Origin of the sequence: Corynebacterium sp. MSK012, assembly GCF_030232435.1 — a bacterium.
In the GTDB taxonomy this organism is placed as follows: Bacteria; Actinomycetota; Actinomycetes; order Mycobacteriales; family Mycobacteriaceae; genus Corynebacterium; species Corynebacterium jeikeium_D.
Window position 1 is genome coordinate 154,852 of sequence record NZ_JASPJU010000006.1, and the last position, 26,921, is coordinate 181,772.

Sequence of the window (26,921 nt, forward strand, 5' to 3'; positions counted from 1 at the left end):
ATGGTCGGCGCATAGGCGGAGCATAGGCACCGCGGAATCGAGCTGCCAGCAGATTGTGGTCACGCCTGATCGAATACTGTCGCCCGGCGAGAGCGCCAAAACGCAACTAGTCTGGGGAGGTATAAAGTGCATTTCGTCAAAACTCACCTGGGAGCAGGAATGACTGTAGATATCACCGCAACCGAACAGTGGGCTCAGCTGGCTAAGCGCGTGGACAATGTTCGCGCCACCTCGCTGCGTGAGCTTTTCGCCAATGAAGATGGCCGCACTGAGAAGCTGACTTTCGATGCGGGCACTCTCCACGTTGACCTTTCCAAGAACTTGATGTGCCTCGACGGTTTTGCCGAGCTGGTTGAGCTCGCTCGCGCCGCTGGCATCGAAGAAGCACGCGAGAAGATGTTCCGCGGTGACAAGATCAACACCACTGAAAACCGCTCCGTGCTGCACACAGCGCTGCGCCTGCCAGCAGAGGAAAATCTGACCGTCGGCGACCAGGATGTTGCTGCCGACGTGCATGAGGTGCTCGGCCGCATGCGCGACTTTGCTCGCAGCCTCCGCAGTGGAGACTGGCTGGGATACACGGGTCACACTATTAAGACTGTGGTCAACATCGGCATCGGTGGCTCCGACTTGGGCCCGGCAATGGTGACCAAGGCGCTGCGCACCTACGCCACTGCCGGCATTGATGCCCGCTTTGTCTCTAATGTTGACCCATCTGACCTGCAGGCGGTTCTGGATGAGGTCGATCCGGAGTCCACGCTGTTTATTGTCGCTTCCAAGACCTTCACCACGCAGGAGACGCTCTCCAACGCTCACGCAGCTCGCCGCTGGCTTATCCAGCAACTGGGTAGCGAAGAAGCCGTCGCCAAGCACTTCGTTGCCGTTTCCACGAATGCCGAAAAGGTCGCTGAATTCGGCATCGACACTGAGAACATGTTTGGCTTCTGGGACTGGGTCGGCGGCCGCTACTCCGTCGACTCCGCCATCGGCCTGTCCATCATGGCCGTCGTCGGCCCGATGGACTTCATGCGCTTCCTGCAGGGCTTCCGAGCAATGGATGAGCACTTCCTCAACGCTCCGCTGGAGCAGAACATGCCGGTACTGATGGGCATGCTGAATGTCTGGTACTCAAACTTCCTCGACGCCCAGTCGCATGCCGTACTGCCCTACTCCGAGGATCTCTCTCGCTTCCCGGCGTACCTTCAGCAGCTCACCATGGAATCGAACGGTAAGTCCGTGCGTACCGACGGCAAGAGGGTGGACTACAACACCGGAGAAATCTTCTGGGGTGAGCCGGGAACGAACGGCCAGCACGCTTTCTTCCAGCTTCTTCACCAGGGAACTCGCCTGGTTCCGGCTGACTTCATCGGCTTTGCCCGCCCACGCCAGGATCTGCCGACGGCATCTGGCGAAGGTTCCATGCACGACCTGCTGATGAGTAACTTCTTCGCACAGACCAAGGTGCTGGCCTTCGGTAAGACCGCAGAAGAAATTCGCGCAGAGGGCATTGCTGAGGAGCTCGTGGAGCACAAAGTCATGCCGGGTAACCGTCCGACTACGACCATCATGGCTGAGGAACTGACCCCGGACGCTGTCGGTGCGCTGATTGCACTTTACGAGCACATTACTTTTGTCGAGGGCATTGTCTGGGGCCTGAACTCCTTCGACCAGTGGGGCGTCGAGCTGGGCAAGCAGCAGGCTGGTGACCTGTTGCCTGCAGTTACCGGTGAAGTGGCGCCTAATTCTGGCGACGCTTCTACCGATGCGCTGCTGACGTGGTACCGCGACAAGCGCTAACGTCTTCTGGCCAATTGGCCTAGATAGCTAAGAGTCCGCCTTCGGCTTGAACTGATTCTCGCTGCGGGCGGGCTGTTGTTATTTGTATGGCCACTCGGTTGCGGTGAGGATGGGGCGCGGCATCCCGTCGTAAAGCGGGGTCGGGAAAAAGCGAATAGTATCTAAGTCATGTCTGCCTACATTGAAGATGATGTTCTTGCCTATCGACTTGCCGTGGGCGCCAGTGAAATTCTCAAGGGTGTCCGCAACGTAGGCCTGCTGCGTGGCCGCATTCTGGGAGATGCCGGCGACGCACTGGCACAGGAGTGGATTGCCCGCGTACTAGAGCAGCACCGTCCGGACGACGGACTACTGTCGGAGGAAGCCGCGGATAACCGTGAGCGCCTGGACTCAAAGCGGGTGTGGATTATTGACCCACTCGATGGCACGCGTGAGTTCGCTTCGGGGCGCCAGGACTGGGCAGTTCATGTCGCTCTAGTAGAGGACGGTCAGCCGACCCACGCTGCTGTTGGTCTGCCGGATCACGGCCAGGTTTTCCACACGGGTGAGGCCAAGGCTGTGCAGGGGCCGCGTGCGGGCAAGATTGTCGTATCGCGTACTCGCCCACCGGCTGTGGCGAAGTACGTCGCTGACAAGCTAGGCATGGAGCTGGTGGAGATGGGCTCCGCTGGTGCGAAGGCAATGCACGTGCTGCTCGGTGACTACGACGCCTACATCCACGACGGTGGTCAGTACGAGTGGGACTCGGCAGCGCCGGTTGGTGTCGCTAAATCCGCAGGACTTTTTGTCAGCCGCCTAGACGGCTCCGCGCCGACCTACAATAATGTCGATACTTTCCTGCCGGATATGCTGTTCTGCCGACCGGACCTGTCGGAGGAGATTCTGGCACTGGTAAAGGAATTCAAGGATCAAGAGCAGAAGTAGGTAAGCTAGGGCGGCTATGACCGACTCCACTGACATCACGACACAGGCTCATCAGGGCATTAAGACTCCGTACGAGGATTTGCTGCGCGAAATTCTCGCTGACGGAGCAGCTAAATCAGACCGCACTGGCACGGGCACTCGCTCAGTGTTCGGCCGCCAGCTGCGCTTTGATCTGAGCGAGGGCTTCCCACTGATCACCACTAAGAAGGTGCACCTGAAGTCCATCGTGTACGAGCTGCTGTGGTTCCTCCGCGGCGATTCAAACGTCCGGTGGCTCCAGGATCATGGGGTGACTATTTGGGATGAGTGGGCAGACGACAACGGCGACCTCGGCCCAGTCTATGGCGTACAGTGGCGCTCCTGGCCCACTCCAGATGGGCACCACATCGACCAGATTGCACAGGCGCTGGAGACTTTGAAGTCCAACCCGGATAGCCGCCGCAACATCGTCAGCGCCTGGAATGTCTCCGAGATTTCCAATATGGCGCTGCCGCCGTGCCATCTGCTGTTCCAGTTCTACGTCGCGGATGGCAAGCTCAGCTGCCAGCTCTACCAGCGCAGCGCGGACATGTTCCTGGGCGTGCCGTTTAACATTGCTTCCTATGCACTGTTGACGCACATGATGGCGCAGCAGGCGGGCTTGGATGTTGGTGAGTTCATCTGGACCGGTGGTGATTGCCACATCTACGACAACCACATTGAACAGTGCGAACTGCAGGTCTCCCGTGAGCCGCGCCCCTACCCCACGCTGAAGCTTCGGAAGGCCGACAGCATTTTCGACTACGCTTACGAGGACATTGAGGTCATCGGCTACGACCCGCATCCTCTGATTCGCGGTCAGGTGGCTGTCTAAGTCAGCGAAAGGTGAGTGTCGACATGAACGAGTCCACCGCTTCCACCAGCGCAAGACCCCCGTTTGTAGGGATGATCTGGGCGCAGTCTCGAGCCGGCATTATCGGCGACGGTGCGACTATGCCCTGGCATCTGCCTGAAGATCTTCAGCATTTCAAAACAACGACGATGGGCGCACCGGTCATCATGGGGCGTCGCACGTGGGACTCGCTGAATCCCAAGTTCCGACCACTCCCCGGTCGTCGAAACATCGTCCTTTCACGCTCCGTGTCCGATTTCCCCGGCGCCGAGTCCGCAACCAGCCTCGAAGCCGCGCTCGCAGCCGTCGCCGACGAACCTGCAGCGTGGGTAATCGGAGGCGGGCGCGTCTATCGTGACGCACTTTCGCTTGCCGACGAATGCGTGGTCACCGACATTGATACTGATGTCAGCGTCCCGGTACCGGTCATGGCTCCCGACCTCTACGACTGGGTTCGCGTCGAGGATGGTCCGTGGCAGACGTCAACGACCGGCCTACGCTACCGCTTCTGCACGTGGCGGCGGCTAGAGGATTAGCTTGGAAGCCTGTCCAGCAAAGCTCTGAGGCGGGACTACTGCCCGGCGAAAGTATTGCTCAATGGAATATCGGCCTTGGTCCGCGCGTTGACCTAAGTATGACTGATGTGAAGACTCCACAGACCACCGAACACGTGACCATTTACGCTGCGTCCTGGTGCCCTTTCTGCCAGAACCTTATTGCTGGCCTGAAGGAAAACGGCACTGCGTTTGAGGCTTGGGATGTCGAAAAGCACGACGACATTTCGAAGTGGGTTGAGTCCGTCAATGATGGCAACCGCGTTGTTCCGACTGTGCTGTACTCCGATGGCGTGCACGCCACGAATCCGTCGGTTGAGGAAGTCACCGCTAAGTACGCTGAGCTTTCCGGCAAGTAATTAACAAGCTAAGTATTTAAAAAGCCGAGCCCCACTTTCGGGGCTCGGCTTTTTAAGTATGAATACGACCGGTCATGCTGCCAGTCGCGATACCAGTATTAGTCCAGATCGTCGTGTGCCATCAGCTGACGAGCAGCCTCAGTAATCGAGCCAGACAGCGACGGGTAGACAGAGAAGGAACTTGCCAGGTCATCGACGGTGAGCTGGTTGGAAACACACACCGCAATTGGCAGAATCAGCTCCGAGGCGGTCGGAGCGACCACCACACCACCGATAATCATGCCGGAGTTCTTACGGCAGAACAGCTTGACGAAACCGTGGCGCAGCGAGCGCATCTTCGCACGCGGGTTACCTGCCAGTGGGAAAACCTCAACGCGAGCGGAGACCTCACCGGACTCAATCTGAGCCTGGGAGACACCGACAGTCGCAATCTCTGGGCGGGTGAACACTGCCGACGAAACGGTGCGCAGGCGAATCGGAGATACGCCTTCACCGAGGGCGTGGTACATCGCAATACGGCCCTGCATAGCTGCAACGGAAGCCAGCGGGAACAAGTCGGTGCAGTCACCGGCAGCGTAGATACCCGGCACGTTGGTACGGGAAACACGGTCGACGTGAATATGGCCAGAAGGAGTCAGTTTTACGCCACTTGCTTCCAGGCCCATATCCGCGGTGTTCGGAATCGAACCGACGGTCATCAACGCGTGGGAACCGAAGACCTCACGGCCGTCGGAAGTGACGACGCGAACGCCGCCGTCCTCCGTGCGTTCGACAAGATCACAGCGGGCGTTCTTAACAACGTCCACACCGCGCTCCAGTAGGACTTCCTCTAGGGCATCTGCAGCGTCGGCATCCTCGTGCGGCAGGATGCGATCACGCGAGGCGACCATGGTGACCTTCACACCCAGCTCGGTGAACGAGGATACGAACTCAGCACCAGTCACACCGGAACCGACCACAATGAGGTGCTCCGGCAGCTCCTCCAGTTCGTAGACCTGACGCCAGGTCAGAATACGGTCACCATCAGGAATCGCACCCGGCAGAATGCGCGGGGACGCACCGGTGCTGACCAGCACCAGGTCGGCTTCAAGAGTGACCTCGCCGCCCTCGAGCAAGTCGACGGTGACGTAGTGAGTTACACGGCCCGGGTCGTGGTCATCGAGGCGACCGCGGCCCTGCAGCATCTTGATGCCCTCACGCTCCATCTGCGCGCGAACATCGTCGGACTGCTGCTGAGCCAGGCGCTTAACGCGCTCGTTGACCGCAGTGAAGTCGATTTTGCGCTGGGAAAAGTCCGGACGCAGACCCATCTCGTCCGCACGACGCATATCGGTACGAACGCCCGTCGCCGCGATGAAGGCCTTAGAGGGAACGCAATCCCACAGGACGGAAGAACCGCCCATCCCGGCATCCTCAACCACAGTGACTTCAGCACCGTACTTGGCGCCAACCAGCGCTGCTTCGTAGCCGGCTGGGCCGCCGCCAATGATTACGATCCTCTGTGCCACAAATCCTCCAAAGTTGCCGTGGATATCACAATGTAACTACCGCGGGAGGCATTTTCCCCGCTTTGCCCCCATAGTCTAACGGACAGTCATGGTTGACTGCGCGCCGTCCTCATAGCGAGCAACAATGCCAGCGAAGAGTTTCACACCAACGCCCAGGCAACGCTCGTCCACGATTAGGTCATCTCGGTGCAAATCGTGCTTGTCGCCGCGGCCGGACCAGCAGCCCAAGCGGGCCATCGCGCCCGGGACGTGCTCGAGATACCAACCGAAGTCCTCGCCACCGGACGACTGTGGGGCCTGAATGACAGCATTCTCGTCCACTCGTCGCACTGCTTCCGCAATCAGGGCGGTGCAGTATTCGTCGTTAAGCACAGGCGGCACGCCACGCTCGTAATTGATGGTGCACTCTGCGCCGGTCGGGGCGAGGACTTGTTCAATGAGTTCGCGAACCAGTGGATCGATGTCGCGCCAGGTCTTGATGTCCGCGGTGCGCAGGGTGCCGCTGACGCTGCCTTCCGACGGAATCGCGTTGTGTGCATACCCGGAGTGAACGGAGCCGAACGTGAGCACGGTGCCAGTGCGTGGGTCGACGCGTCGTGACAGCAAGCCGGGCAAATCGACAATCAATTTGCCCAGCGCATAGACAACATCGGCTGTCATCTGCGGACGGGAAGTATGCCCGCCCGGGCCATGCACCTGAATCTCCAACGTGTCGGCCGCAGAGGTGATGGCACCTGTTCGAACGCCGACGTGACCGACGCGCAGCTTCGGCTCACAGTGGACGGCAAAAATACGCTCAACGCCATTGAGCGCACCGGCAGCGATAACCTCGGGTGCACCGCCAACCATGACCTCCTCGGCGGGTTGGAAAATGAAACGCAGCGGCGTCGGCAACGTGTGCTTCTCGTGGTACTCAGCCATAGCCAGAGCCGTCGCGAGCGTAATCGTGGTGTGAAAATCATGCCCGCAGGCGTGCATGACGCCATCGTTGGTGCTGGCAAACTCCAGCCCCGTGGTCTCTGTAATTGGAAGCGCGTCTATATCGCCGCGGAAAGCGAGACGCCCCGGCAATTCACCTCCGGCTTCGCTACCGGCGAGTTCATCTTCACCAATGTCGACCATCAAGCCGGTGTTGGGAAACAGCACTGGTTTCAGCCCTGCAGCACGCAGCTTCTCCTCCACAAAAGCCGTGGTGGCGTGCTCCATGTGAGATAGCTCTGGGTGCGCATGAAGATGCCGCCGCCACTCGAGAATCTCGTTCGCGTGCTCGGCCCACCAGTGCTTAATAAACTCCTCAATCACAATTCTCCAGTGTAAGCGCTCCACCGACAGGCCGTAACAAGAGGCCTACCGACGACTGCGCCAGCGACAGCAGTGGCCGGCAAGCGTTTGAATATCAGCGCCAGACGTACACATGACCAGGGGCCACTTCTTTCACTTTGACCCCTTCAATTATCAGATGTTTCACATTTTGAGGAAGTCTGCGATGATATTAGGCATGTCCGGCAATGGCACACCTAAGTCTCTCAGCATCCCCATCATCATCGTGGCCACCGCACTCGTGGTCGTCATCGGCATCGCCATCGGCCTGTCGCTGAACAATAGTGATGAGCCCCAGCGTCCGGAGGTCCCCTCCTCCTCGCAGCCGACGTCGCCCAGTTCGACACCGCCGTCCTCGACGAGTTCGACTTCTACGAGCAAGACGACCACCACGACGACAACTACGTCGAAGTCCTCCGAGACGTCGTCAAGCACGCCGAGCACTTCGACATCGTCCTCGTCGTCAAGCACGCCGAGCACCACGTCTTCGCCATCCACGACGACGAGCTCTGAGCCGACAACAGCTCCGGAGGGACAGGACTTCGGCACTGGCCGCTCCGACTTGGACGGCCTGGGCTTCGTGGGCAGCTCCGCACGCTGCGACAACGGTGACCGCGCCTTTGCTGTTATCGCCGCTGAACAGGGAATTAAGGCTGCTGCTTGTGAGACGCGCTCCGGCGAGAAGTACTACCGCTCGGATACACCACAGGGTTCCGGATCGATGGACATCATCGTCGATGAGGGCGACCGCGTTGTTGCACAAAACGGCTCGTACAAGTACCAGATGTCCCCCGACGGAGTTCTTGTGACCAAGGACAACGAGGTCGTCAAGAAGTACGCGGCAGAAGCCTGGGGAACTGCCTAAGAGATTAATTTAAAGATCAATGTTGCGGGGACCGTAGAGACGGTCGCCCGCATCTCCCAACCCCGGCACAATGTAGGCATCCTCGTTAAGATCCGGGTCCACCACAGTGGTGACAAGACGCACCGGGAAACCGGATTCCTTCAAGGCGTCGACACCCTGCTGTGCAGAAATGATGCACACGGCCGTGATGTTGTCCGCTCCGCGATCCGCCAACAGCTTCAGGGCATGCAGCAGTGAACCGCCGGTTGCCAGCATCGGGTCGACCAGGAAGACAGTGCGCCCGGACAGATCCTCCGGCAGCGCCTCGAGGTACGGCACCGGCTCATGAGTTTCCTCATTACGAGCCAAGCCAATAAAGCCCACCTGCGCATCCGGAATCATCGACAGCGACGGATCGATCATGCCAAGCCCCGCACGAATGACGGGAACAATAATCGGCGGATCCTGCAGACGGTAACCCGGCGCGGTAGTGATTGGGGTCTGAACATCGAAGTTATCGACGGGCAGCTCCCGGCTTGCCTCGTAAATCAGCATTGCGCCCAGATCGGCGAGTGCCGCACGGAAGCCCGCGTTATCAGTGCGCGCGTCGCGCAGAATGGTCAAACGTGACTGTGCCAAGGGATGGTTGACAACGGTAATCTCCATGCCTTCCAAAATACATTGCTTTGCTTTTGCCGCTCTGGTGCCGGCATCGCAAGTTTCTGAAAACGCGTTCCCAAAAAAGATGGAACCGAATCGGCCTTTTTCGCGCCTAACAATACGAGGGCTTTTTACTGCGCCCCATTTGCGTAAGCCCGCTTACTACCAAACCACTTGCCGCTCAGCCGCCGTCCGAACCCCGCTAGCCGTTCAGCCACAGCACTGAGTGTTGAACCACACGCGAATTTCCTAGAGAGGCCGTCAACATTGTCCCGTCCATCACCACACAGTTCCCACAGCCAATCGTTTCTCTCTCCGACCACTAGCGGGAATGACTCAGTCTTTACGCTGGCGCCAGAGCTTATTTCTGCCGATGCCACGCGCCTTGACGCGTTGTCGCAGCAGGTCAGCGGCGCTGACTTGGGCATCAGCGCACTGCTCTCGCTTGGCGACGTCCCGTTTGCTGGGCCCTTCTGTCACGCTGCAGCCACTGCTCTACAGCGCCAGCATGAGCATGTAGCTGAGCTGAATGAGTACGGCACCAGCGCTGCTCGTGCACTGAACGCTCTTGTCTCTGCGGTGTCCACTGCTGAAGATGCCGGCGCATATGCGCTGCAGTCCATCTCACCGAAAATGGGAGCCGTTGCAACTCGCGGAATGGGCGGTGCGTGATGCTTCCCACCAATCTACTTACGGAGGTCCCCACCGCGATTGCACAACAGCTAAGTCCTGCCATCGCACCCGCACTGGCAGGACTTGCCGGGGCCGCAATACCCGCCGCGAGTACCGCCTGGCGCTCAGTGGCAGATTCCGTTGACCGCAACTGGGGCGATGGTGCTGGTTCCGGAGCAGGGGCCGCGGGAACAAGTCTCAAACGGGCTGCAAATGCGGCAGCCGACTTGGAAACTCGCGCCGGAACCATTGACAGTGACATTGCCAAGGGGCTGGCCTCAGTAATGTCAGCGGCCACTGATTTGGCCCGGATCGCCATGGATTTTGTCACTTCCGCCATGGGCTCGTTGACTGCGACGGCTGCGGGGCCCGCTGGTCTCGCCGCGACCGGCGCCAGCCTAGCCTCAGCGGCCAGTTCCGCGATCTCCCAGGCCATTGCGCGGCTCATGAAACTAGAGCAAGAACTGCGACCTCTGGTGCAGTCGCTGATACAGCAAGCGAGTACCGCGGTGGACACCCCTACCCCACCTCACTCGGCACAGTTGGAGGCCCCAGGTACCACTCAAGCCGCCCTCGCTTCTACGTCTACGAACACCCCAGGATCGGCTAGCGCTACCGACGCTGCAGATGGTTCGGAGGCGTCGTCCGATTCGGGCAGCGCGCCGGTACCTGCGGATGCTGGAGCTGGCGCGCCCACACCAGAGGCCCAAGCTGCGGTGAAGGCTGCACTGAGTGCCGTCGGAACGCCCTATGGTTGGGGCGGAAATACGCCGGGGCAGGCGCTCGATTGTTCAGGCTTAACGCACTGGGCCTACGGGCAAGCTGGTGTTGATATTCCCCGCACGGCAGAAGCACAGGCCGTCGGCAGACAGGTGAGCCAGGATGAACTGCTACCTGGCGATCTTGCAGTGTGGGACGGCCATGTCGCCATGGTCATCGGTGACGGAAAGATGGTCGAAGCGGGCGATCCGGTGCAGGTAAACCCCGTGCGTACGACCAACATCGGCATGCCGTTTAAGGGGTTCTACCGTCCGACCGGATAGTGCGGTGGGTATCTGCGTCGTAAAACTTCTAAGATAGGAATACGCAAACTTGCCACCCGTGGGGGCGCTGCAGGTATGACAATTTTTGAGTTTTAATAATCACCGACAAGCAGAAGGGCTGCGACGAAAACTATGGCCAGGAAAGGCATCGTTCCTATCGAACTCGAGCTGACCTCGGGCACCTTTTACACGTTGTGGGCTCCAAGCTGGCGTGAGGGTGGCTCCGAGTGGCAGGCTCTGCTCGGCCGCGGTGATGACATCTATTTGTTCTCATCGGCGGCAAAGCTCCTGGCTTTCCTACAGTCGGATGCTCCTCACGACTTCACGCAGCACCCCAGCTGGCGCAACTTCAACCAGCAGCTACCGGGAGCTGCCATCGCGGCGCCACGCCACCGCTATGACCTGATTGGGCTGCCAGAGATTCTGGCCGGCCGGGCCGACTACGACCATGTTTCGCGCGCAGATCGCATTCTTGCCATCACTCGCGCGATTGGTGCAATCGCGGATCTCACTCCGATCAACCAGATGTTCGCCTCTCACTCTGTCCTGGCTGCCACACAAAATGGTGCTGATCATTTCCAGGGCAGTGGCGCCGCTCAGTGGTCGGCTATCGGCAATGTCATCTTGACCAACTGGGACAATTGCATTGACGCTATCGACGCCATCGGCGCAAATACTCCGAGCATCGATGAAGAGTCTGAAACCGCTGCTGCAGCCGCATTAAAGGAAGCGGAGGCCGCGGAGCGTGAGCGTCGTGAAGCAGCGGAGAAGAAGCGCGAAGAGGAAAAGAAGTCCGCAGAGGAGACCGCCGGCGATCCGTACGACCAGACGGTGTGGGCCAACGCTGGCATCGACCCGATCAAGATCTCCATCGCTGGCCGCACGCTCTACACCTTGCGTTGTTACATGGGGCGTCGCCCGCTATTCCTGGGCAGCGCCGGTGAGATTCACACGTTCTCACAGCCCCGCACGATGGTGCGTTGGCTGCTGGAGCACAAGCATCACGACATGTCGGCGCTGACGACGTGGGATGAAATCATCACCGCGGCCAACGCAGGTGAACTGGAGGCCGTAGTGCACGAGGACAATGAGTATTCGTTTACCGGTCTGGCCGAGGACATTGAAAAGGGCCCGAACGCCGTGGACACCGCCCAGCTCGCCCGCGCGTACGAGCTACTCGCAGACGCCGCTGACTGGGCTGGAGATGATGCCGTGAACGAGGTACTGGCGGGCAACCAGCAGCTGCAGTGGCTGCTGAACTTCCTGCTGGACACCGGAGAAATGTCCGAGCCAGTTCCGCCTTACGACGATGAGGCCGAGGGCTGGAGGCAGCTGGAGAAGGACTTGGCCGCTCGGTTCACGACCAAGATCTAGCTCCTCCCAGCAAAGCTGGCCGGCGCTGGCTAGTCCAGCGTCAGGTTCAGCTCATCTTCGGCACCGAAACCCGCACCGTTGACATCAGTTTCGATGTCCTCGTCGCTGTTGTCGATAAGCTGCAGGTAAGCGGGGTAAATAATGGTGTCCATGATGTGCTCGCGGGTCGGCAGATCCACGAATGCATTGTTTAGCGCATTCGAGGTCAGTTCGAACAGCTCGCTGTAGCCGTAACCGAAGTTCTCCACCAACTCCATGCACTCCCGGGTCATGGAAGTCGCACCAATCAGACGGTTATCCGTGTTGACCGTGCAGGCGAAACTCATATCGTCGAGAAGCGAGAACGGGTGATCCGCAACGCTGTCACAGACACCAGTCTGAACGTTGGAGGTCGGGCAGATTTCCAGCGGAATCTGGCGGTCACGAATAGCGGAGGCAACCTCCTGGCATTCGATGCCCTCGAGGGAAGCACCGAAGTCCTCGTAGATGCGCACGCCGTGACCCAGGCGGCGAGCACCTTGCACGACAGCGTCCTGCAACGAATCCACACCGGCGTCTTCACCTGCGTGAATGGTGACCGGAATGAGGTTTTCCCGCAGCATGGTGAATGCTTCGGCATGGTTAGCCGGTGGGAAGCCGTTTTCCGGTCCAGCGATGTCAAAACCGACAACGTACCCGTCGGAGTTCTTCCCGTAGTTGTCGATGACCAGCTGTGCGACTTCCTTGGAATTGTCATTCTGGCGCATCGCACAGACCAGCAGACGTGCGGTGATGTGCTTTCCCTCAGCGGCGGCATGGGCTTCACCCTGCGCCAGGCCTTCGACCAGTGCGTCGATGACAGCCTGCATATCCAGGCCCTTTTCCAAATGGTTTTCCGGAGCCAGGCGCAGCTCAGCGTAGACGACGTTGTCGGCGGCCAGATCCTCGACGGCCTCACGCGCAACGCGCGTCAGCGACTCAGCGGTCTGCATGACGGCGCAGGTGTGCGCGAAGGCGGTCAGGTAGCTCGGCAACGAGCCAGAGTTGCCGGTGTCAATGAACCACTTCTCCAGTTCATCCACGTCGGTGGTGGGCAACTGATCGGTGTAACCGCAGTCCGCGGCCAGGTCGATAACGGTCTGCGGGCGCAGGCCGCCATCGAGGTGATCGTGAAGCAGTACCTTGGGCAGGCTGGCGACAACCTTGCGCATCTCATCGAGATTCGATGCCGAAGACTGTGTGTCCAGAGACTGAGCATCACTGTGCAAAGAATTAGTCATAATGGCCAGACTATCGGTACTGTGCCCTCCGCTTCTACTTCACTGCCGGTGAATCGTAATTCTGCTTTGTACAAAGGCTTCCGCTCCCCCGTTTTCCCCCCATCCACACACGACGAATACGTCATTTCGGGTGACGTTTTACTACCCTTATTTCATCATGTTTCCCTCTCGCCGCTTCTCATCTGCCGTTACGCTGCTAGCTACCAGCGCTCTGCTTCTGCCGAGCACCGCCCCCGCAGCCATGGCGCAGAGCACCTCGCTTACCGACGACGCCCCGATTGTCGGTCCCGCACCTGATATCCGTGACACGGAGGGCTGCCCCTACAAGACCCTTCCACCAGCACCAGTGGATTCCTCTGAGGTTCCGGCTCCCGGCGAAACATCTCCCGCTCCACTTCCGGTTCCTCAAAAGCCGGCTGGAGGTAGCAAGATGTCCGCCTGCGGCATTGTCAGCGGTGAGGGGTTTGACGTTCCGAAGGACCTCTCCGCCTCTGCATGGACGGTGTTCGATTTGAAATCCGGCGATGTCCTTGCGGCGAAGGACCCGCACGGCCGCTACCGTCCGGCATCGATTATTAAGGTGCTGCTGGCGATGGAGGCAATCGAGAATTTGAAGCTCGACACTCCAGTCAAGGCGACCTTCGAGGACGCGAACATGGAGGGCTCTCGTGTCGGCATCGTCGAGGACGTGAACTACTCGGTAGAAACGCTCCTGACTGGTCTGCTGCTTAACTCCGGCAACGACACCGGCCACGCCTTGGCTCGCGAACTTGGTGGCATGGATAAGACCACAGAGAAGGTCAATGCCCTGGCAAAGAAGTTGGGGGCGACGGATACGCGAGTGGTCAACCCGACTGGTCTCGATGCTCCGGGACAGATGACGTCGGCATACGACATGTCACTGTTCTTCCAGCACGCATTCAACAATGAGATTTATCGCAAGCTCTCGGCCACCCGCCTGGCCACCATCCCCGGAGACAAGGCTCTCGAGGTCGATGACTTCGAAATCGCCAACGACAATCAGCTGATTGCCCAGGACTACCCCGGCGCCCTTGGAGGCAAGACCGGTTTTACCGACGATGCCCGTCATACCTTCGCTGGGGTGGCTGAGCGCGATGGCCGTCGTCTCGGCGTCATCGTTCTCGACGTCACTGTGGAGGATTCACCGCGCCCCTGGGAGCAGGCGGCATCGCTTCTCGACGCCGGCTTCGCGGCACCGCAGGACAGCTCTGTCGGTGTCCTCGAAGCGGAAGCGACTGAGGATAAGTTGGTAGAAAAATTGCCCGATATCCTGGACAACGAGTCAACAGGAACCGGGCTAAAAATTACTGTCAGCGCTGCCATCGTAGGTGTCATCGCATTGATTGCGATGGTCACCTACCGCTTCGGCAGACGCGATCGAGGCTAATTATTTCGAACCGAGCAGGCGGTTCAATCCGGACGGGTTGGCCGCTTCCGCACGGACGTTAATGACAGCAGGAGCAGGTGCATCCAGCTCCTCGTCGGCAAGCGCTTCTTCGGTCGTCGCGGTCCAGGCGGTGGCGTACATAGTGATGCGCCAGATGAGGTAGAAAACGACCATCAAACCGATGACCGGACCGAAAACTGCACCGGCCGGGTTCGACAGGGCGTTGGAGAAGAAAACGCTACCGAGCTGCTTGACAACCTCAAGGCCAATCGCACCGATAATCGCACCCTTTGCCGCAGAGCGGAACGGGGCGCCCCCGCGTGGCAGAAAAGCGAGCATCCAGAAGAACAGCAGCCAGTTGGCGACGAGACCAATGGCGATGGCAATCAATCCCGCAATGATAGTGATTCCCGGAACATGGGCCAGACCAATCTTGTCCAGCAGGGACTGGGTCAGTCCGGAAGAGCCGGCTGCAGTGACAGCGAAGGTCAGCAGGATCATAACCAGCATGCCCAGCAGACGCAGCAGGTCGCGAACCTTTCCGATCACGAAGTTGCTAGCGCCTAGCGGGCGCTTCCACAGCTGTGTCACTGCGTTGGAGAGGTTGCCCATCCAACCAAGCCCCGACCACAGGGTGGCAATGAAACCGACGGTGAAGACGCCACCTGCCTGATCGATCGCGCCTTCGATAATTGCGTTGATGGTGTCGCCCATCGACCCATCGATGGAGTCGGTGATAGCGGACTGGATTTGCTCAAGCAGCTGCTCATTGCCACGCAACACAAGCGCGAGGATGGCAAATGCCGTCATGATTAGGGGGAAAATCGACAGCACGGAGAAGTACGTGACAGCGGCGGCAAAAAAGTTACCGCCCTGCTCGGAGTAGCGCTCCTGCATCCGCATAACGTGATCGAACCACGCCCACTTTTCGCGGAGGCGGTCGATTGCGCTCGGTTCATCGGCGTGTACACGCTCGATGCCATAGCGGTCCGTTCTCTTCGGATCTTTTTGAGTAGAGGTTGCCATGTCCCCTACCTTAACGTGCCAGCTTTCGGTACGGAGACTGAAGCGCAGAGTCTACAGCTGAATTACCGGTTGGCGGCCTTCAGGAACCCGACGCGCTCGTACACATCTGCAAGTGTCTTGGCGGCAACTTCACGGGCGCGGTCTGCGCCTTCGGCTAGGATCCGTTCCAGCTCACCGCGATCAGCCATGAGCTCCTCATAGCGTGCACGCAGTGGCGTGGTGAATGCCTCCAGCGCATCTGCGGTATCGGCCTTCAGCTGGCCGTAGCCAGCGCCTTCGTAGCCGGCAACGAGCTCGTCGACAGGCTTGTCGGTCAACGCCGACTGAATGACCAGCAGGTTGGAAACGCCCGGCTTGTTCTCACGGTCGAAGCGGATCTCTCCGTCATTGTCGGTAACGGCCGAGCGAATGCGCTTGGCGGAGACCTTCGGGTCGTCCAAGAGGTTAATAATGCCCTTCGGATTTGCACCCGACTTGCTCATCTTCGAGGTCGGATCCTGCAAGTCGTAAATCTTCGCGGAGCCTTCCATGATGTGTGGATCCGGCACCACGAAGGTCTTCTTGTAGCGGGAGTTGAAACGCTGCGCCAGGTTACGCGTCAGTTCGAGGTGCTGGCGCTGATCCTCCCCCACCGGCACCAGCTGTGGGCGGTAAAGCAAGATGTCGGCAGCCATCAGCATCGGGTACGCGAACAAACCAGCGGAGGTATGTTCCGCGCCCTGACGAGAGGACTTGTCCTTGAACTGCGTCATACGGCTGGCTTCACCAAAGCCAGTCAAGCAAGTCAACACCCATCCGAGCTCCGCGTGCTCGGGCACATGCGACTGCACGAAGAGAACCGACTTCTCCGGATCAATACCGAGTGCAATCAGCTGTGCGGCACCTGCGATAGTGCGCTGACGCAGCTCCTTCGGATTCTGCTCGACAGTGATGGCGTGCAGGTCTGGAATGAAGTAGTAAGCATCGAAGTCATCCTGCAGATTAATCCAGTTCTTCAATGCACCCAGGTAGTTGCCCAGGTGGTAGGAATCTGCGGTCGGCTGAATGCCGGACAGAACGCGCTGCTTACGAGCACTCGGTGCAGGATTAGTTGCTTCAGGACCCTTGCTTTCACTCATAGCCAATAAGTCTAGCGCGAGGCCCGCAGTGGAGAGTCGACGGCGTACCCGTTTCGACAACACGACGGGCTTTTGCGGGAAACCGACTACCAAACGCTAGCCCCGACGACCCTCGTCCCCTTGCTCCACAAGCATTCGATCGGATAGCAATTTGACGGTGCGCGCCGCAGCGGCTGGCGATTCCTCGGGGTACAGTGCGCGCACCAACGAGACAGCTGGGCGGATGCCGTGTTCGGAGAGAACACGGCGAACACGCTCACGCTCCCCCTGGGTCAACTCGAGCGGAGCTACGGGTGGCCTGCGGGTGTAGGACACGACCATCACGACTCCCAGCAGAACAATGAGTCCGAGGGAAATCCACAGTGGCCACGCGTAGGCAAAAGACAGCACGATAAACGCAACAATGACACCGGAAGTCACGACCACTGGGACATTGACAGCAGTGCCAGGGTCGTTCTGCAGACTCCGTGCGATGGCTTCCAAATCGGCCATCTGGTGCCGCTTGTTATCGCTCTCGCCGTTTTTCACTGGGGATGTCCTCTCCTTTCCTGGTCCGCACCGAGCTCGCTTCAAGTCCCGCGCAGATTCGCGCTTGGGTTTTACAGCGGCTGAAGTCCCATCAGTCCTTCTTCAAATCTTAGGCGCTCGCGTCCCAAGTGCCGAACTAACCCACAGGTATTATTGGACTAATTCAATTCTCTTATCCGTCAGGAGTCCCATGCTCGCTGCCATTGCGGTTGCCGTCTTCATCCTGCTGGTCCCAGGCGCAGTTCTCGGTTGGGCCAGTGGGCTACGTCCCACGCTCGCGTTGGCATCTGCCGGCCCATTAATGCTGGGTGTGACCGGTTTTTCCGCATGGTTGTCTCACGTGCTCGGGCTGGATTACACCTGGCTCTTCGTGGCCGGCATGTGGGCATGGTTCTGTGCTATTGGCTATCTGGTGCGCAGATTCGTCCCCCGAGCAACGCCCGAAGACGGCTTCGATTCCGGCGTTGTCACCGCGATGATTGTCGTCGGAGTTACGGTAGTCGGCTCGATGCGCGCCATGCTCGTGCTTAACGACGTCCCTGGCGGCCCCGGCGCTATCCGCGAAGCCTGGGACATGCTCTGGCATACCAACTTCCTCCGGTTCATTGACGAGCATGCAATAGCCTCGCCCACCGCGGCCGGTGACCTGATGAATCAGGAGACCGGGGCCGAAATGTTCTACCCCACCGGCTGGCATGCCATGGCGGGGCTGCTGCCCGGCTCGGTCTTCCTCGATTCCAACGTGTTTGCGTTCTTGGCCCCGGCGCTGCTTGTTCCCGCAGCAACTGCGGTGCTAGCCCGCACCGCAGTTGGTCCTAAGTGGGCGGCCTATGCCGGTCCCGCAGCTGCCGTCGCGACGCTGATGCTTCCGGAGATTTGGGTGGCCCTTTGGCGCACCTCCTCCATGCCGTATCTGCTCGCGGTGGCCGCTTTGCCGATTGCTGCGGCTTTGACCATGCGGGGCTATATTGTCCCCGCTGCGCTTGCCCTGGTCGGCACGTTTATCACCCACCCGGCCGGCGCAATTGCTGCCGTGCTCTTTGTTGGCTTGTGGTTGATTACCCAACCGAGCGTCAGTGGCCTAGTTCGCACGCTAATTATCGGCGCGCTCGCCCTGGTGATGACTCTCCCGGCAGCTTTGTCCGCGAGGGGGCAAGGCGAATCCGTTGCGGGCTTTACCGGCCAAATTGAGATTTCCCGCTCCGAATCACTGTGGCGAACTCTGATTGGGTTTTCCCGCTATGCTGACGAGCCCATCTTTTCCCGGACTGTTCTGGTTCTTGTGCTCATCGGCCTGGTGGTGGCGCTTGTCTCTCGCCTGCCAGACAGCCCATGGGCTCCGTGGCCGGCACTGGTTTTCGGGCTGCTCTTTGTGGTGTCCGATAGTGCGCAGTCCCGTTGGTCTGAGCCGTTCGGCACCTATCTGAAGTTTATTGGCACTTTCTTCTACGACATGCCGTACCGCATGCAGGCGGTTATGGGAATTCTGCGCGCAGTGCTGGTCGGCTACGCAGTCGCGGCTGCCGTTGTCGGGATTGTGGCTGCGGCGCAGTGGATCGTCGCAAAGCGAGATCAGCCGACCAAGTCGTGGAATCCTGCGCTGGCGATGGGGCTCGTAGCGGCACTGGCGATTGTGCCTGCGACCTGGGCGAGTGGGCCTGCTCAGCGCGAGGCAATTCGCCAGAGTTTCGGAAGCACGTTTGTGACCGCTGCGGACATGGAAGCTATTGATTGGCTGTCCGCACAGCCGCATGCGTTTGAGGGGCATATTCTCAATGACCGTCGTGACGGTTCTGCGTGGATGTATGCCATCGCCGGACTGCCGACCCTGTTCCGCCATTTCTCCTTCTCCGACAAAACTGCCGAGGCGAGCAACAAGCTGCCGATAAACGTTGACCTGCTGGGCTCACATCCAGAGTTCGATGCCATGGCGAAGAAATTGGGAGTGCACTACATCATTAGTTCCCCGCCGGGTGTGAACACGGATGGCACGGAGGCGCTGTCGATGCGTTCCTGGGCATGGCACGCGCCGGGGCTCACGCCTGTGTATCACGACAGTTCGGTGATGATTTTCGCGGTCAACAAGATGTTTTCACCTGAAGAGTTGCACGCTGTTGTCAACAGTTCCCCACACCGCCCGGCGCGCCCCAATCCGCTGTGGATGCCTCCGCGCCAGCCGATCGTCCCCTCCCCTGACGAGGCTGTCGATCCGCTCGCCGGCGCGCACATCACCGTCGACTCTCGCCGCGAGGCCATCGAGGCTATCAACGCCGACCTGCCTCGCGCGCTGCGTTTGAGTGGGGATACTTCCGCTCACATCGACAGCATCGTGCAACGCGCCAGCGACAAGCTCCGTCAGCGCGGCGCAATCGTTGGCGCACATTCGCTTGCCGACGACACGGCGAGCGCAGCCACCGTAATCGTCGGTCGCTCATCAGAGGGCCAGACTCTTTCTGGGGATAACATCGGCGATCGTGGCTTTTCGGTATCCGCTGTGGTGAAGTCTCTCGAACCTGAGGACGATGCTCCTGCCGATTGGCAGTTGGCGGCGGGTGTGCGCGACGGAATGGTTTACCGAGGTTTCAATCCGCACAGCAGTTACAGCACAAACGGGGTGCCAACCGAGTTTCGCACCGGCCTGGCGCCGGCAGTGGCGGTGAACCAGAGTTCGCGGCCGCATGCGCCGACAATTGCGCTATCGCTGGGAGCGGTGGGCGCTGAAAAACTCACCCGCGATTTGGCCGACCCCGCTATGCAGGACAAATGGGCCGACGCCATCGTTGACGGCATCGCCTCCATGTTGCGGCAGAACCGGCATCTCGTAACCGCTCCCGAGCCGGAGTTGATCCCAGAGTTCGCTGACCTCAGAGCACACTAGTCCGCTCGGGGTTAGGCGTATGCCGGGTTTAGGCGTACTCCACGATCACCGGCGCGTGGTCCGTCCAGCGAAGGTCGTAGGCGGCAGGCTTATCCACTACCGAGCTGACAGCACGCTTGAGCATTGGTTCGGTTACCGCCTGGTAGTCGATCCGCCAGCCGGCATCGGTATCGAACGCCTTACCGCGGTAGGTCCACCAGGACCAAGGACCGTCGGCCTCTGGGTGCAGACGGCGAGTGACATCAAACCACACCGGATCTGCATTGAGCTTCGGGGCCTCCCACACAGAACCATCGGAGAAGGCACCGGATTCCAGCTCCTTTTCGCTGGCCTGAACCTGCGAATCCTGGGGAACCTCATCGGGCCAGCAGCCGAAGACCGAGTCCATCCAGGCACGCTCCTGCGGTAGGAAACCGCTCTTGCGGCGGTTGGTCTTCCAGTTCTTCAAATCCTGTTCGCGGTGGCAGATGTTCCAGTCGCCGCCGATGACTGCGTGGTGACCGTCGCGCCCCTTGGCACCCAGTTCCGCCAGGTAGTCGGAGAAGGCATCGAGGAAGCGGTACTTCTCATCCTGCTTCTCGCTCAGGGCAGCACCAGAGGGCAGGTAGAGGCTGGCAATCTGGACATCCACATCCAGGCCGGTGTCCGCTGCCGGGGCAATACCACTGATAAACCGACCGGATTCTTCGAACTCCTCGGAGCCGATGCCCACCTGGACGTCGTTAAGCGGAAAGCGCGAGAGAATGCCCACGCCGGCGCGCCCCTTTGCACCCAGGTTTTCAGCGCCGACCCAATGCCATCCGGCATCGAAAGCGGGCGCGAGGGCCTTGCGTGCCTGGTCGTCGGTGGCGCGGACTTCCTGCAACAAAACGACATCGGAACTGGTGTGCTTCAACCACTCCAGCAATCCCAGGTTGGTTTCGCTGCGCTCCTTGACGGCGGCGCGGATGCCGTTGACATTGATTGTCGCGATTGTAAGGCTCATGCCCTCATACGTTACCTATGCGTGCACTACGCCTTGAAGACCCCTAGCGCAGTTCGATGCGCTCAGCCTTCTTCGCCTGTGAGCGGCGGTAAAGAACAATGGTCGGCAGAGCGATGAAGATAGCCAACATCGCCAACGTCGCGCCGCCCAAAGCCGGTGCGCGGTAGCCATAACCGGACGCAATGACCCAACCACCGAGCGCCGCTCCAAAGGCGTTGGCCATGTTCAATGCGGCCTGGTTGAGAGCTGCCGCCAGCGTCTGTGCGCGACCGGCGACATCCATCAGACGGGTCTGCAGATTTGGCACCAATACCGATCCCAGCAGACCGATAAGGAGGAAGTTGATCGTGCCCAGCACAGCATTCTGTGAGGTGAAGTAGAAGACGCTGAGCATGATTACCATCAGCACCAGCGCAACCATGATGCCCCACTCCCCGATGCGGTCGGAGAGCCAGCCACCGATGTAAGTACCGACAACCATGCCGATGCCGTAGGCCATCAGCACAATCCAGATGTGGTTTTCGCTCATGCCCGCTTCGCGAGTCATAGTCCAGGTGATGTAGGTGTAAACCGCGAACATGCCGCCGAAACCAACGGTGCCGATTGCGACGGTCAGCAGCACCTGCGGTGTCACCAGAGCCGAGAGCTCATCCATCGGACGTGTCTTCGGCATGCGGTTCATATGCGGCACGGCGAACCACAGCGAAACAAATGCAATCAGCCCGATGACCGCGACAAACGCGAAGGCGCTGCGCCAACCGTAAATCTGTCCCAGCACCTGCGCGGCCGGCACACCAATCACAGTCGCCACCGACAACCCCACGCCCGACAGAGCCACCATCTTGCCGCGCTGTCCCGGCTTAGCCAGGGAGGCAGCCACCAGCGCCGCCACCGAGAAATACGCGCCGTGCGGCAGACCGGCGATGAAGCGCGAGACCATGACCGCTTCGAAAGAGCCCAGTGTGCCTGCCCAAACCGTGGCACCATTGCCGATGGTAAATGCCGCCATCAGCAGCAGGAGCATGCGCCTGCGCGGAATCGAGCCGGTCAGCACGGTAATTAGGGGTGCGCCCACGACAACACCGAGTGCGTACATCGAAATCATGCGCCCTGCGGCATCCTCATCACGTCCGAAGGCACCAGCGATGTAAGGCAGCAGGCCCATGGCCACAAACTCGGTAACGCCGATGCCGAATGCACCGACCGACAGAGCCACAATCACCAAGATTCGGCGTAGATCAGAGATGTCGTCCTGCACCGGAACAGGACGGCGATGCGAGCTAAACGCTCCCGCACGACGCGCACGCGGTTTGTGGTCGTCGTTGTGGGTTGTTACTTCGCTTGACGACGTCATTGCGACCGTCTCCTTTTCTCTTCTTACGCCAGTTGGTGGACTCTCAGTTCCCCTCGACTTTCGACCCAAGACGGGCTCGCAAAACCGTGAGGGGAGCCGCAAGGGAAAAATGAGACTCTACTCCGCAACACAAAAATTTCGCTATTTAATCCGCCTGTTCCCCGGGTATTTGTGCGCGGAATAACATCTGCGGCCATTAGTGGAAGTCGCTCACTCAAGTTCTTCCCAATGCATTTTGTAATCGGCATTGTTTGCCGAGGACTACGAATTCCCTTCGAGCGCCACGGACTTCCTACCATCGAGCGCTCCGGGTCTTCGATGCTGCCGTAATAGCTACCAGGTAAATTGTTTTAAAAGATATTTCGAACTGCAATACCGATAGGATCTTGATCCACTATGGGCGACCGCTATAACCTCTACGAGTCTCTGACGCTGGATAGCGCAGCCAGCACCGAAGAGCTCCATGCAAATCTTTCTAATCAACTCTCCGAACTGCGAGATGCTGGCGTCTCGGAGTACTCCGGCGAGTTCCAGGAGAAGCTCACTGCGCTGCAAGTGCTTGGCGATGAGGGACGTCGTCGCGAATACGACGCTTTGCTGGCCGATGAGAACGCCACCATCACCATTGCGACGCTGCGCGGGCTGGCAAATCGCCCGGTACCCACTGCGCAGGAATCCTCGTTCCAGACGCAAACCCAGCAAGCACAGTGGTCCGCCCCCACTCAAACCAGTCCTGCGACAGTAACCACCACGGTGACCACGGATGTACCACCGCTGCCTGCAAACGCCACACTGCAGAACATGTGGCAGCGCATGCCACTCATCCCCCGAATCACTACCGGCTTGGTCGGTTTTTCAACTCTGATTGGCATCATCGCAGTTCTGTACGCAATCACGCTCGGCATCCAGGGCGCCAACGATCTCGGCAGCCTAGAGTCATCGTTGGGTGATTCTTGGGATGACATCGGCTACATTATGGGCGCTGCAGCCGCCCTCGTTCTTGTTCCAGTCCTCTTACTGATGGGAATGATGCTTGTCACCTTGACCGCATACTGGATTCACTCCATCCTCCGCGGTGAAGACTCGACGGCACCAATCTTTTTCTGCGTCACCGTGGCACCACTGGCGTTGGCTATGACCATCATCCCCCTCCTGTTCTTGAGCTCCTGGGTGGATGTAGTCCTCTTCCTCGCAGGTGCCATGCTGATCGCGGCTTGCGTTCTTATGTTCCTCAAGGACATGCGCGCATGGTTCCGCGGCCAGAAACTGGTCAGGACTACCCAGTCGGCCCCGGGGCAGGGCTATGCTCCGCAGTACCCACAGTCTCAGAACACTCAGGGCTACCAGTTCGGCCAGAACAATCCTCCGAACAATACACAGAATAAATAGGCTGCCCTGAACAACCGCGCCGGCGTGCACGACACCCCAGCGCGGTTTTTCGTATTTGAAGGGTTTGAGCGCGGGGGCCGTCGTAAAGCGAAAAATGGAATGAAAAGCGGCGAATAAGCGACAAATAATTGCGCATTTCGTGACTTACCTCACATAATTGCGTTATTCATATCACTATCACTGTTTTTGCGCTATGCCCCGACACAACCCAAGATTCAAAACTGGGTTATCGTGGAACAAAACAGATAGGAGACATGAATTATGGCGACAATTATTTGGACCCGTACTGACGAAGCCCCTCTGCTGGCGAGCTACTCGCTGAAGCCAATCGTGGAGGCATTTGCAAGCCAGGCTGGTGTCAATGTTGAAACCCGCGACATCTCCCTCGCAGGCCGCATTCTGGCTCAGTTCCCGGAGCGTCTTTCGGACGAACAGAAGGTAGAGGATGCGCTGGCAGCCCTGGGCAAGCTGGTCAAGGAGCCGGACGCCAACATCATCAAGCTGCCGAATATCTCTGCATCCGTCCCGCAGATTAAGCGCGCTGTCGCAGAGCTGCAGGAAAAGGGCTATGACATTCCGAAGTACAAGTCGCAGCCGGAAGGCGACGAGGAGACCGCCGACCGCGCCAAGTTCGACAAGGTCAAGGGCTCTGCCGTTAACCCGGTACTGCGTGAGGGCAACTCCGACCGCCGCGCTCCGGAGCCGGTGAAGAACTACGCCCGCAAGCACCCGCACCGCATGGGCGCTTGGTCCGCAGACTCCAAGACCAACGTCGCCACCATGGCCTCCAACGACTTCCGCCACAACGAGAAGTCCGTTGTCATGCCGGCCGACGACAAGCTGACCTACCAGCTCGAGGCTAACGACGGCCAGATCATCACCCTGAAGAAGGACATGCCGGTCCTCAAGGGCGAGATTATTGACGGCACGGGCATGAACGTCCACATCCTGGACAACTTCCTGCGCGCTCAGATCCGTCGCGCACAGCGCGAGAACATCCTGTTCTCCGTCCACTTGAAGGCCACCATGATGAAGGTCTCCGACCCGCTGATCTTCGGCGAGGTTGTCAAGGCCTTCCTGCCATCTGTTTTCCCGAAGTTCGAGTCCAAGCTGGCTGCCGCCAACCTGACTCCGGACAACGGCCTGGGCGCCATGCTCGATGGTCTACACAAGCTTGACGACGCTACTGCGGCGGCCGTCAAGTCCGCTATCGAGAAGGACCTGAAGGAAGGTCCGGCCCTTTACATGGTCAACTCCGATAAGGGCATCACCAACCTCCACGTTCCGTCTGACGTCATCGTTGACGCTTCCATGCCGGCCCTGATCCGCAACGGCGGCAAGGGCTGGGGTCCGGATGGTGAGGAGCGCGACACCCTCGCAGTCATCCCGGACTCCTCCTACGCAGGCGTCTACCAGGCTGTTATCGAGGACTGCCGCGCCAATGGCGCTTTCGACCCGGCCACCATGGGCTCTGTCCCGAACGTCGGCCTGATGGCTCAGAAGGCTGAGGAGTACGGCTCCCACGACAAGACTTTCCAGATTCCGGTTGACGGTGTCCTGCAGGTCATCAACTCCGCTGGCGAGGTTCTGATTGAGCACCACGTCGCCGAGGGTGACATCTGGCGCTCCTGCCAGACCAAGGACGCCCCAATCCGCGACTGGGTGAAGCTGGCCGTTAACCGCGCTCGTATCACTGGCGACCCTGCAGTGTTCTGGCTGGACCCGCAGCGTGCGCACGACAACAACCTGATCAGCAAGGTCAACGAGTACCTGGCAGACCACGACACCGAGGGTCTGGATATCCGCATCATGGATCCGGTGTCCGCTACCAAGTTCTCCCTCGAGCGCATCCGCCGCGGCGAGAACACCATTTCCGTAACCGGTAACGTTCTGCGTGACTACCTCACCGACCTGTTCCCGATCATGGAGCTGGGCACCTCCGCCAAGATGCTGTCGGTCGTGCCGCTGATGGCCGGGGGCGGCCTGTTCGAGACCGGCGCAGGCGGTTCCGCACCGAAGCACGTCCAGCAGGTTCAGGAAGAAAACCACCTGCGCTGGGACTCCCTGGGTGAGTTCCTGGCACTGGCCGAGTCCCTGCGCTACGCCGCTGAGCATGACGACGACCCACGTCCACGCGTCCTGGCTGAGGCCCTGGATAAGGCAACCGCTACCCTACTCGACGAGGGCAAGTCGCCGTCCCGCAAGGCTGGCGAAATCGACAACCGCGGCTCCCACTTCTACCTGGCTCTCTACTGGGCACAGGAGCTGGCCAAGCAGGACGAGAACTCCGAGCTGAAGGAAGTTTTCGCACCGGTCGCTAAGGCTCTCACGGAGAAGGAAGAGTCCATCGCCAAGACCCTGATTGATGCTCAGGGTTCCCCAGCTGATCTGGGTGGCTACTTCCTGCCGGACGATGAGAAGACCTCCGCAGTTATGCGTCCGTCCGCTGAGTTCAACGAGATCATCGACGGTCTGAAGAAGTAGGACTAGCTGCTTGCTCCTGGCTGGCCTGGTTGGCCTGGTTGGCCCAGGCTGGCCTAGGCCGACCTAGGCTGACCGCCGGTTTCGGGCGATAGCCCCTCGCTCATGTTGCATTTGATGCACATGGCGCGAGGGGCTTTTTCTATGCCCTGACTTCCTTAACGGTCTTGACAGTATCCAGTGCTTTTCGGCGCTTTACGGTACCCTTCGCCCATACTCAGTCCCCTGTTTGGCTCGCCCCGACACTCGGCACCGCAGTGCCTCACCCCATGAGTTACTGACTACCTTTATGACACTTTTGTCCAAAAAATTGCCTGGTAGGGTCAGGCGGTCATTGCATCATGGATAACACCAGAGATTACCTCCCGGGGAGTTAACCCGTCGAGCACTACCCGCGGCCGGTTATTCAGCAATGCTTCCGCCTCGGCGACCTCTTGGTCGGTGACATCGGTAAAGTTGGTGCCTTTGGGGAAATAAAACCGGATATCCCGATTCATCCGCTCATTGCTACCTCGCTGCCACGGCGAATGCGGATCGGCGAAAAACACCTGGATATTCTCCGCGACAGA

23 protein-coding genes are annotated in these 26,921 nt (G+C 59.4%); 13 read left to right on the forward strand and 10 right to left on the reverse strand.

What is annotated here, in order from left to right:
* Positions 1-159 precede the first annotated feature (159 nt).
* The 5 genes from pgi (at position 160) to QP977_RS05550 (ending at position 4,505) form a co-directional block, all read left to right on the forward strand.
* The gene (gene pgi / locus QP977_RS05530; RefSeq protein ID WP_187406706.1) at positions 160-1,797 is read left to right on the forward strand and encodes a glucose-6-phosphate isomerase; all 1,638 of its coding nucleotides are present in this window, start codon (positions 160-162) and stop codon (positions 1,795-1,797) included.
* Positions 1,798-1,965: 168 nt separating this feature from the next.
* The gene (locus QP977_RS05535; RefSeq protein WP_049190299.1) at positions 1,966-2,721 is read left to right on the forward strand and encodes a 3'(2'),5'-bisphosphate nucleotidase CysQ; all 756 of its coding nucleotides are present in this window, start codon (positions 1,966-1,968) and stop codon (positions 2,719-2,721) included.
* Positions 2,722-2,737: 16 nt separating this feature from the next.
* On the forward strand, positions 2,738-3,574 hold the full coding sequence (locus tag QP977_RS05540) for a thymidylate synthase (RefSeq protein WP_049190301.1): 837 nt from the start codon (positions 2,738-2,740) through the stop codon (positions 3,572-3,574).
* 23 nt (positions 3,575-3,597) lie between these two features.
* Positions 3,598-4,128, forward strand: a complete 531-nt coding sequence (locus tag QP977_RS05545) for a dihydrofolate reductase (RefSeq protein WP_049190304.1) — start codon at positions 3,598-3,600, stop codon at positions 4,126-4,128.
* Positions 4,129-4,226: 98 nt separating this feature from the next.
* Complete coding sequence (locus QP977_RS05550; protein WP_284847198.1) at positions 4,227-4,505, forward strand: mycoredoxin; 279 nt, start codon at positions 4,227-4,229, stop codon at positions 4,503-4,505.
* Positions 4,506-4,603: 98 nt separating this feature from the next.
* Here the strand turns inward: QP977_RS05550 and QP977_RS05555 are convergent, their stop codons facing one another.
* Both QP977_RS05555 and QP977_RS05560 read right to left on the reverse strand, forming a co-directional pair.
* Positions 4,604-6,013 (reverse strand): NAD(P)H-quinone dehydrogenase, encoded by a 1,410-nt coding sequence (locus QP977_RS05555; protein WP_016422155.1) that lies wholly within the window; start codon positions 6,011-6,013, stop codon positions 4,604-4,606.
* A 75-nt stretch (positions 6,014-6,088) separates the two neighbouring features.
* A complete protein-coding gene (locus tag QP977_RS05560) occupies positions 6,089-7,315 on the reverse strand; it encodes a M20 family metallopeptidase (RefSeq protein WP_049171968.1) in 1,227 nt (408 codons plus the stop codon).
* A 196-nt stretch (positions 7,316-7,511) separates the two neighbouring features.
* Here QP977_RS05560 and QP977_RS05565 point away from each other — a divergent pair, with 196 nt between their 5' ends.
* Positions 7,512-8,198 carry a hypothetical protein gene (locus tag QP977_RS05565; protein ID WP_141747466.1) on the forward strand — a complete coding sequence of 229 codons (687 nt, stop codon included), beginning with the start codon at positions 7,512-7,514 and terminating at the stop codon, positions 8,196-8,198.
* 9 nt (positions 8,199-8,207) lie between these two features.
* On the opposite strand, the gene upp is transcribed toward QP977_RS05565, so the two are convergent.
* Entirely contained in the window at positions 8,208-8,843 is a 636-nt protein-coding gene (gene upp / locus QP977_RS05570) for a uracil phosphoribosyltransferase (protein ID WP_049171962.1), read from the reverse strand.
* A 261-nt stretch (positions 8,844-9,104) separates the two neighbouring features.
* Here upp and QP977_RS05575 point away from each other — a divergent pair, with 261 nt between their 5' ends.
* The 3 genes from QP977_RS05575 to QP977_RS05585 all read left to right on the forward strand — a co-directional run bounded on the left by QP977_RS05575 (position 9,105) and on the right by QP977_RS05585 (position 11,926).
* The gene (locus QP977_RS05575) at positions 9,105-9,509 is read left to right on the forward strand and encodes a hypothetical protein (protein ID WP_070429820.1); all 405 of its coding nucleotides are present in this window, start codon (positions 9,105-9,107) and stop codon (positions 9,507-9,509) included.
* The gene (locus QP977_RS05580; RefSeq protein ID WP_049171958.1) at positions 9,509-10,552 is read left to right on the forward strand and encodes a C40 family peptidase; all 1,044 of its coding nucleotides are present in this window, start codon (positions 9,509-9,511) and stop codon (positions 10,550-10,552) included. Before QP977_RS05575 ends, QP977_RS05580 begins: the two co-directional genes overlap by 1 nt.
* Positions 10,553-10,684: 132 nt before the next feature.
* Complete coding sequence (locus tag QP977_RS05585) at positions 10,685-11,926, forward strand: SatS C-terminal domain-containing protein (protein ID WP_070827536.1); 1,242 nt, start codon at positions 10,685-10,687, stop codon at positions 11,924-11,926.
* 29 nt (positions 11,927-11,955) lie between these two features.
* Here the strand turns inward: QP977_RS05585 and QP977_RS05590 are convergent, their stop codons facing one another.
* On the reverse strand, positions 11,956-13,185 hold the full coding sequence (locus QP977_RS05590) for an adenosine deaminase (protein ID WP_016422148.1): 1,230 nt from the start codon (positions 13,183-13,185) through the stop codon (positions 11,956-11,958).
* Between the two features lie 157 nt (positions 13,186-13,342).
* Here QP977_RS05590 and QP977_RS05595 point away from each other — a divergent pair, with 157 nt between their 5' ends.
* A complete protein-coding gene (locus QP977_RS05595) occupies positions 13,343-14,593 on the forward strand; it encodes a D-alanyl-D-alanine carboxypeptidase family protein (protein WP_187406705.1) in 1,251 nt (416 codons plus the stop codon).
* On the opposite strand, the gene QP977_RS05600 is transcribed toward QP977_RS05595, so the two are convergent.
* The 3 genes from QP977_RS05600 to QP977_RS05610 all read right to left on the reverse strand — a co-directional run bounded on the left by QP977_RS05600 (position 14,594) and on the right by QP977_RS05610 (position 17,265).
* Positions 14,594-15,619, reverse strand: coding sequence for a YhjD/YihY/BrkB family envelope integrity protein (locus QP977_RS05600; protein WP_070549728.1), 1,026 nt, complete (start codon positions 15,617-15,619; stop codon positions 14,594-14,596).
* Between the two features lie 62 nt (positions 15,620-15,681).
* The gene (gene trpS / locus QP977_RS05605) at positions 15,682-16,737 is read right to left on the reverse strand and encodes a tryptophan--tRNA ligase (RefSeq protein WP_049171954.1); all 1,056 of its coding nucleotides are present in this window, start codon (positions 16,735-16,737) and stop codon (positions 15,682-15,684) included.
* Between the two features lie 96 nt (positions 16,738-16,833).
* Positions 16,834-17,265, reverse strand: a complete 432-nt coding sequence (locus QP977_RS05610; RefSeq protein WP_049190315.1) for a hypothetical protein — start codon at positions 17,263-17,265, stop codon at positions 16,834-16,836.
* Positions 17,266-17,455: 190 nt separating this feature from the next.
* Here QP977_RS05610 and QP977_RS05615 point away from each other — a divergent pair, with 190 nt between their 5' ends.
* A complete protein-coding gene (locus tag QP977_RS05615; RefSeq protein ID WP_070827534.1) occupies positions 17,456-20,143 on the forward strand; it encodes a DUF6541 family protein in 2,688 nt (895 codons plus the stop codon).
* A gap of 28 nt (positions 20,144-20,171) precedes the next feature.
* On the opposite strand, the gene QP977_RS05620 is transcribed toward QP977_RS05615, so the two are convergent.
* Both QP977_RS05620 and QP977_RS05625 read right to left on the reverse strand, forming a co-directional pair.
* On the reverse strand, positions 20,172-21,128 hold the full coding sequence (locus QP977_RS05620) for an exodeoxyribonuclease III (protein WP_049171950.1): 957 nt from the start codon (positions 21,126-21,128) through the stop codon (positions 20,172-20,174).
* Between the two features lie 43 nt (positions 21,129-21,171).
* Positions 21,172-22,482 carry an MFS transporter gene (locus QP977_RS05625; protein WP_070827532.1) on the reverse strand — a complete coding sequence of 437 codons (1,311 nt, stop codon included), beginning with the start codon at positions 22,480-22,482 and terminating at the stop codon, positions 21,172-21,174.
* A 396-nt stretch (positions 22,483-22,878) separates the two neighbouring features.
* Between QP977_RS05625 and QP977_RS05630 the strand changes: the two genes are divergently transcribed.
* Both QP977_RS05630 and QP977_RS05635 read left to right on the forward strand, forming a co-directional pair.
* Positions 22,879-23,871 carry a molecular chaperone DnaJ gene (locus tag QP977_RS05630; RefSeq protein WP_284847199.1) on the forward strand — a complete coding sequence of 331 codons (993 nt, stop codon included), beginning with the start codon at positions 22,879-22,881 and terminating at the stop codon, positions 23,869-23,871.
* Between the two features lie 261 nt (positions 23,872-24,132).
* Entirely contained in the window at positions 24,133-26,355 is a 2,223-nt protein-coding gene (locus QP977_RS05635) for an NADP-dependent isocitrate dehydrogenase (protein ID WP_069359424.1), read from the forward strand.
* 320 nt (positions 26,356-26,675) lie between these two features.
* On the opposite strand, the gene QP977_RS05640 is transcribed toward QP977_RS05635, so the two are convergent.
* Positions 26,676-26,921 (reverse strand): transposase (locus tag QP977_RS05640; protein WP_502870633.1); only part of this gene is annotated, 246 nt, incomplete at its 5' end.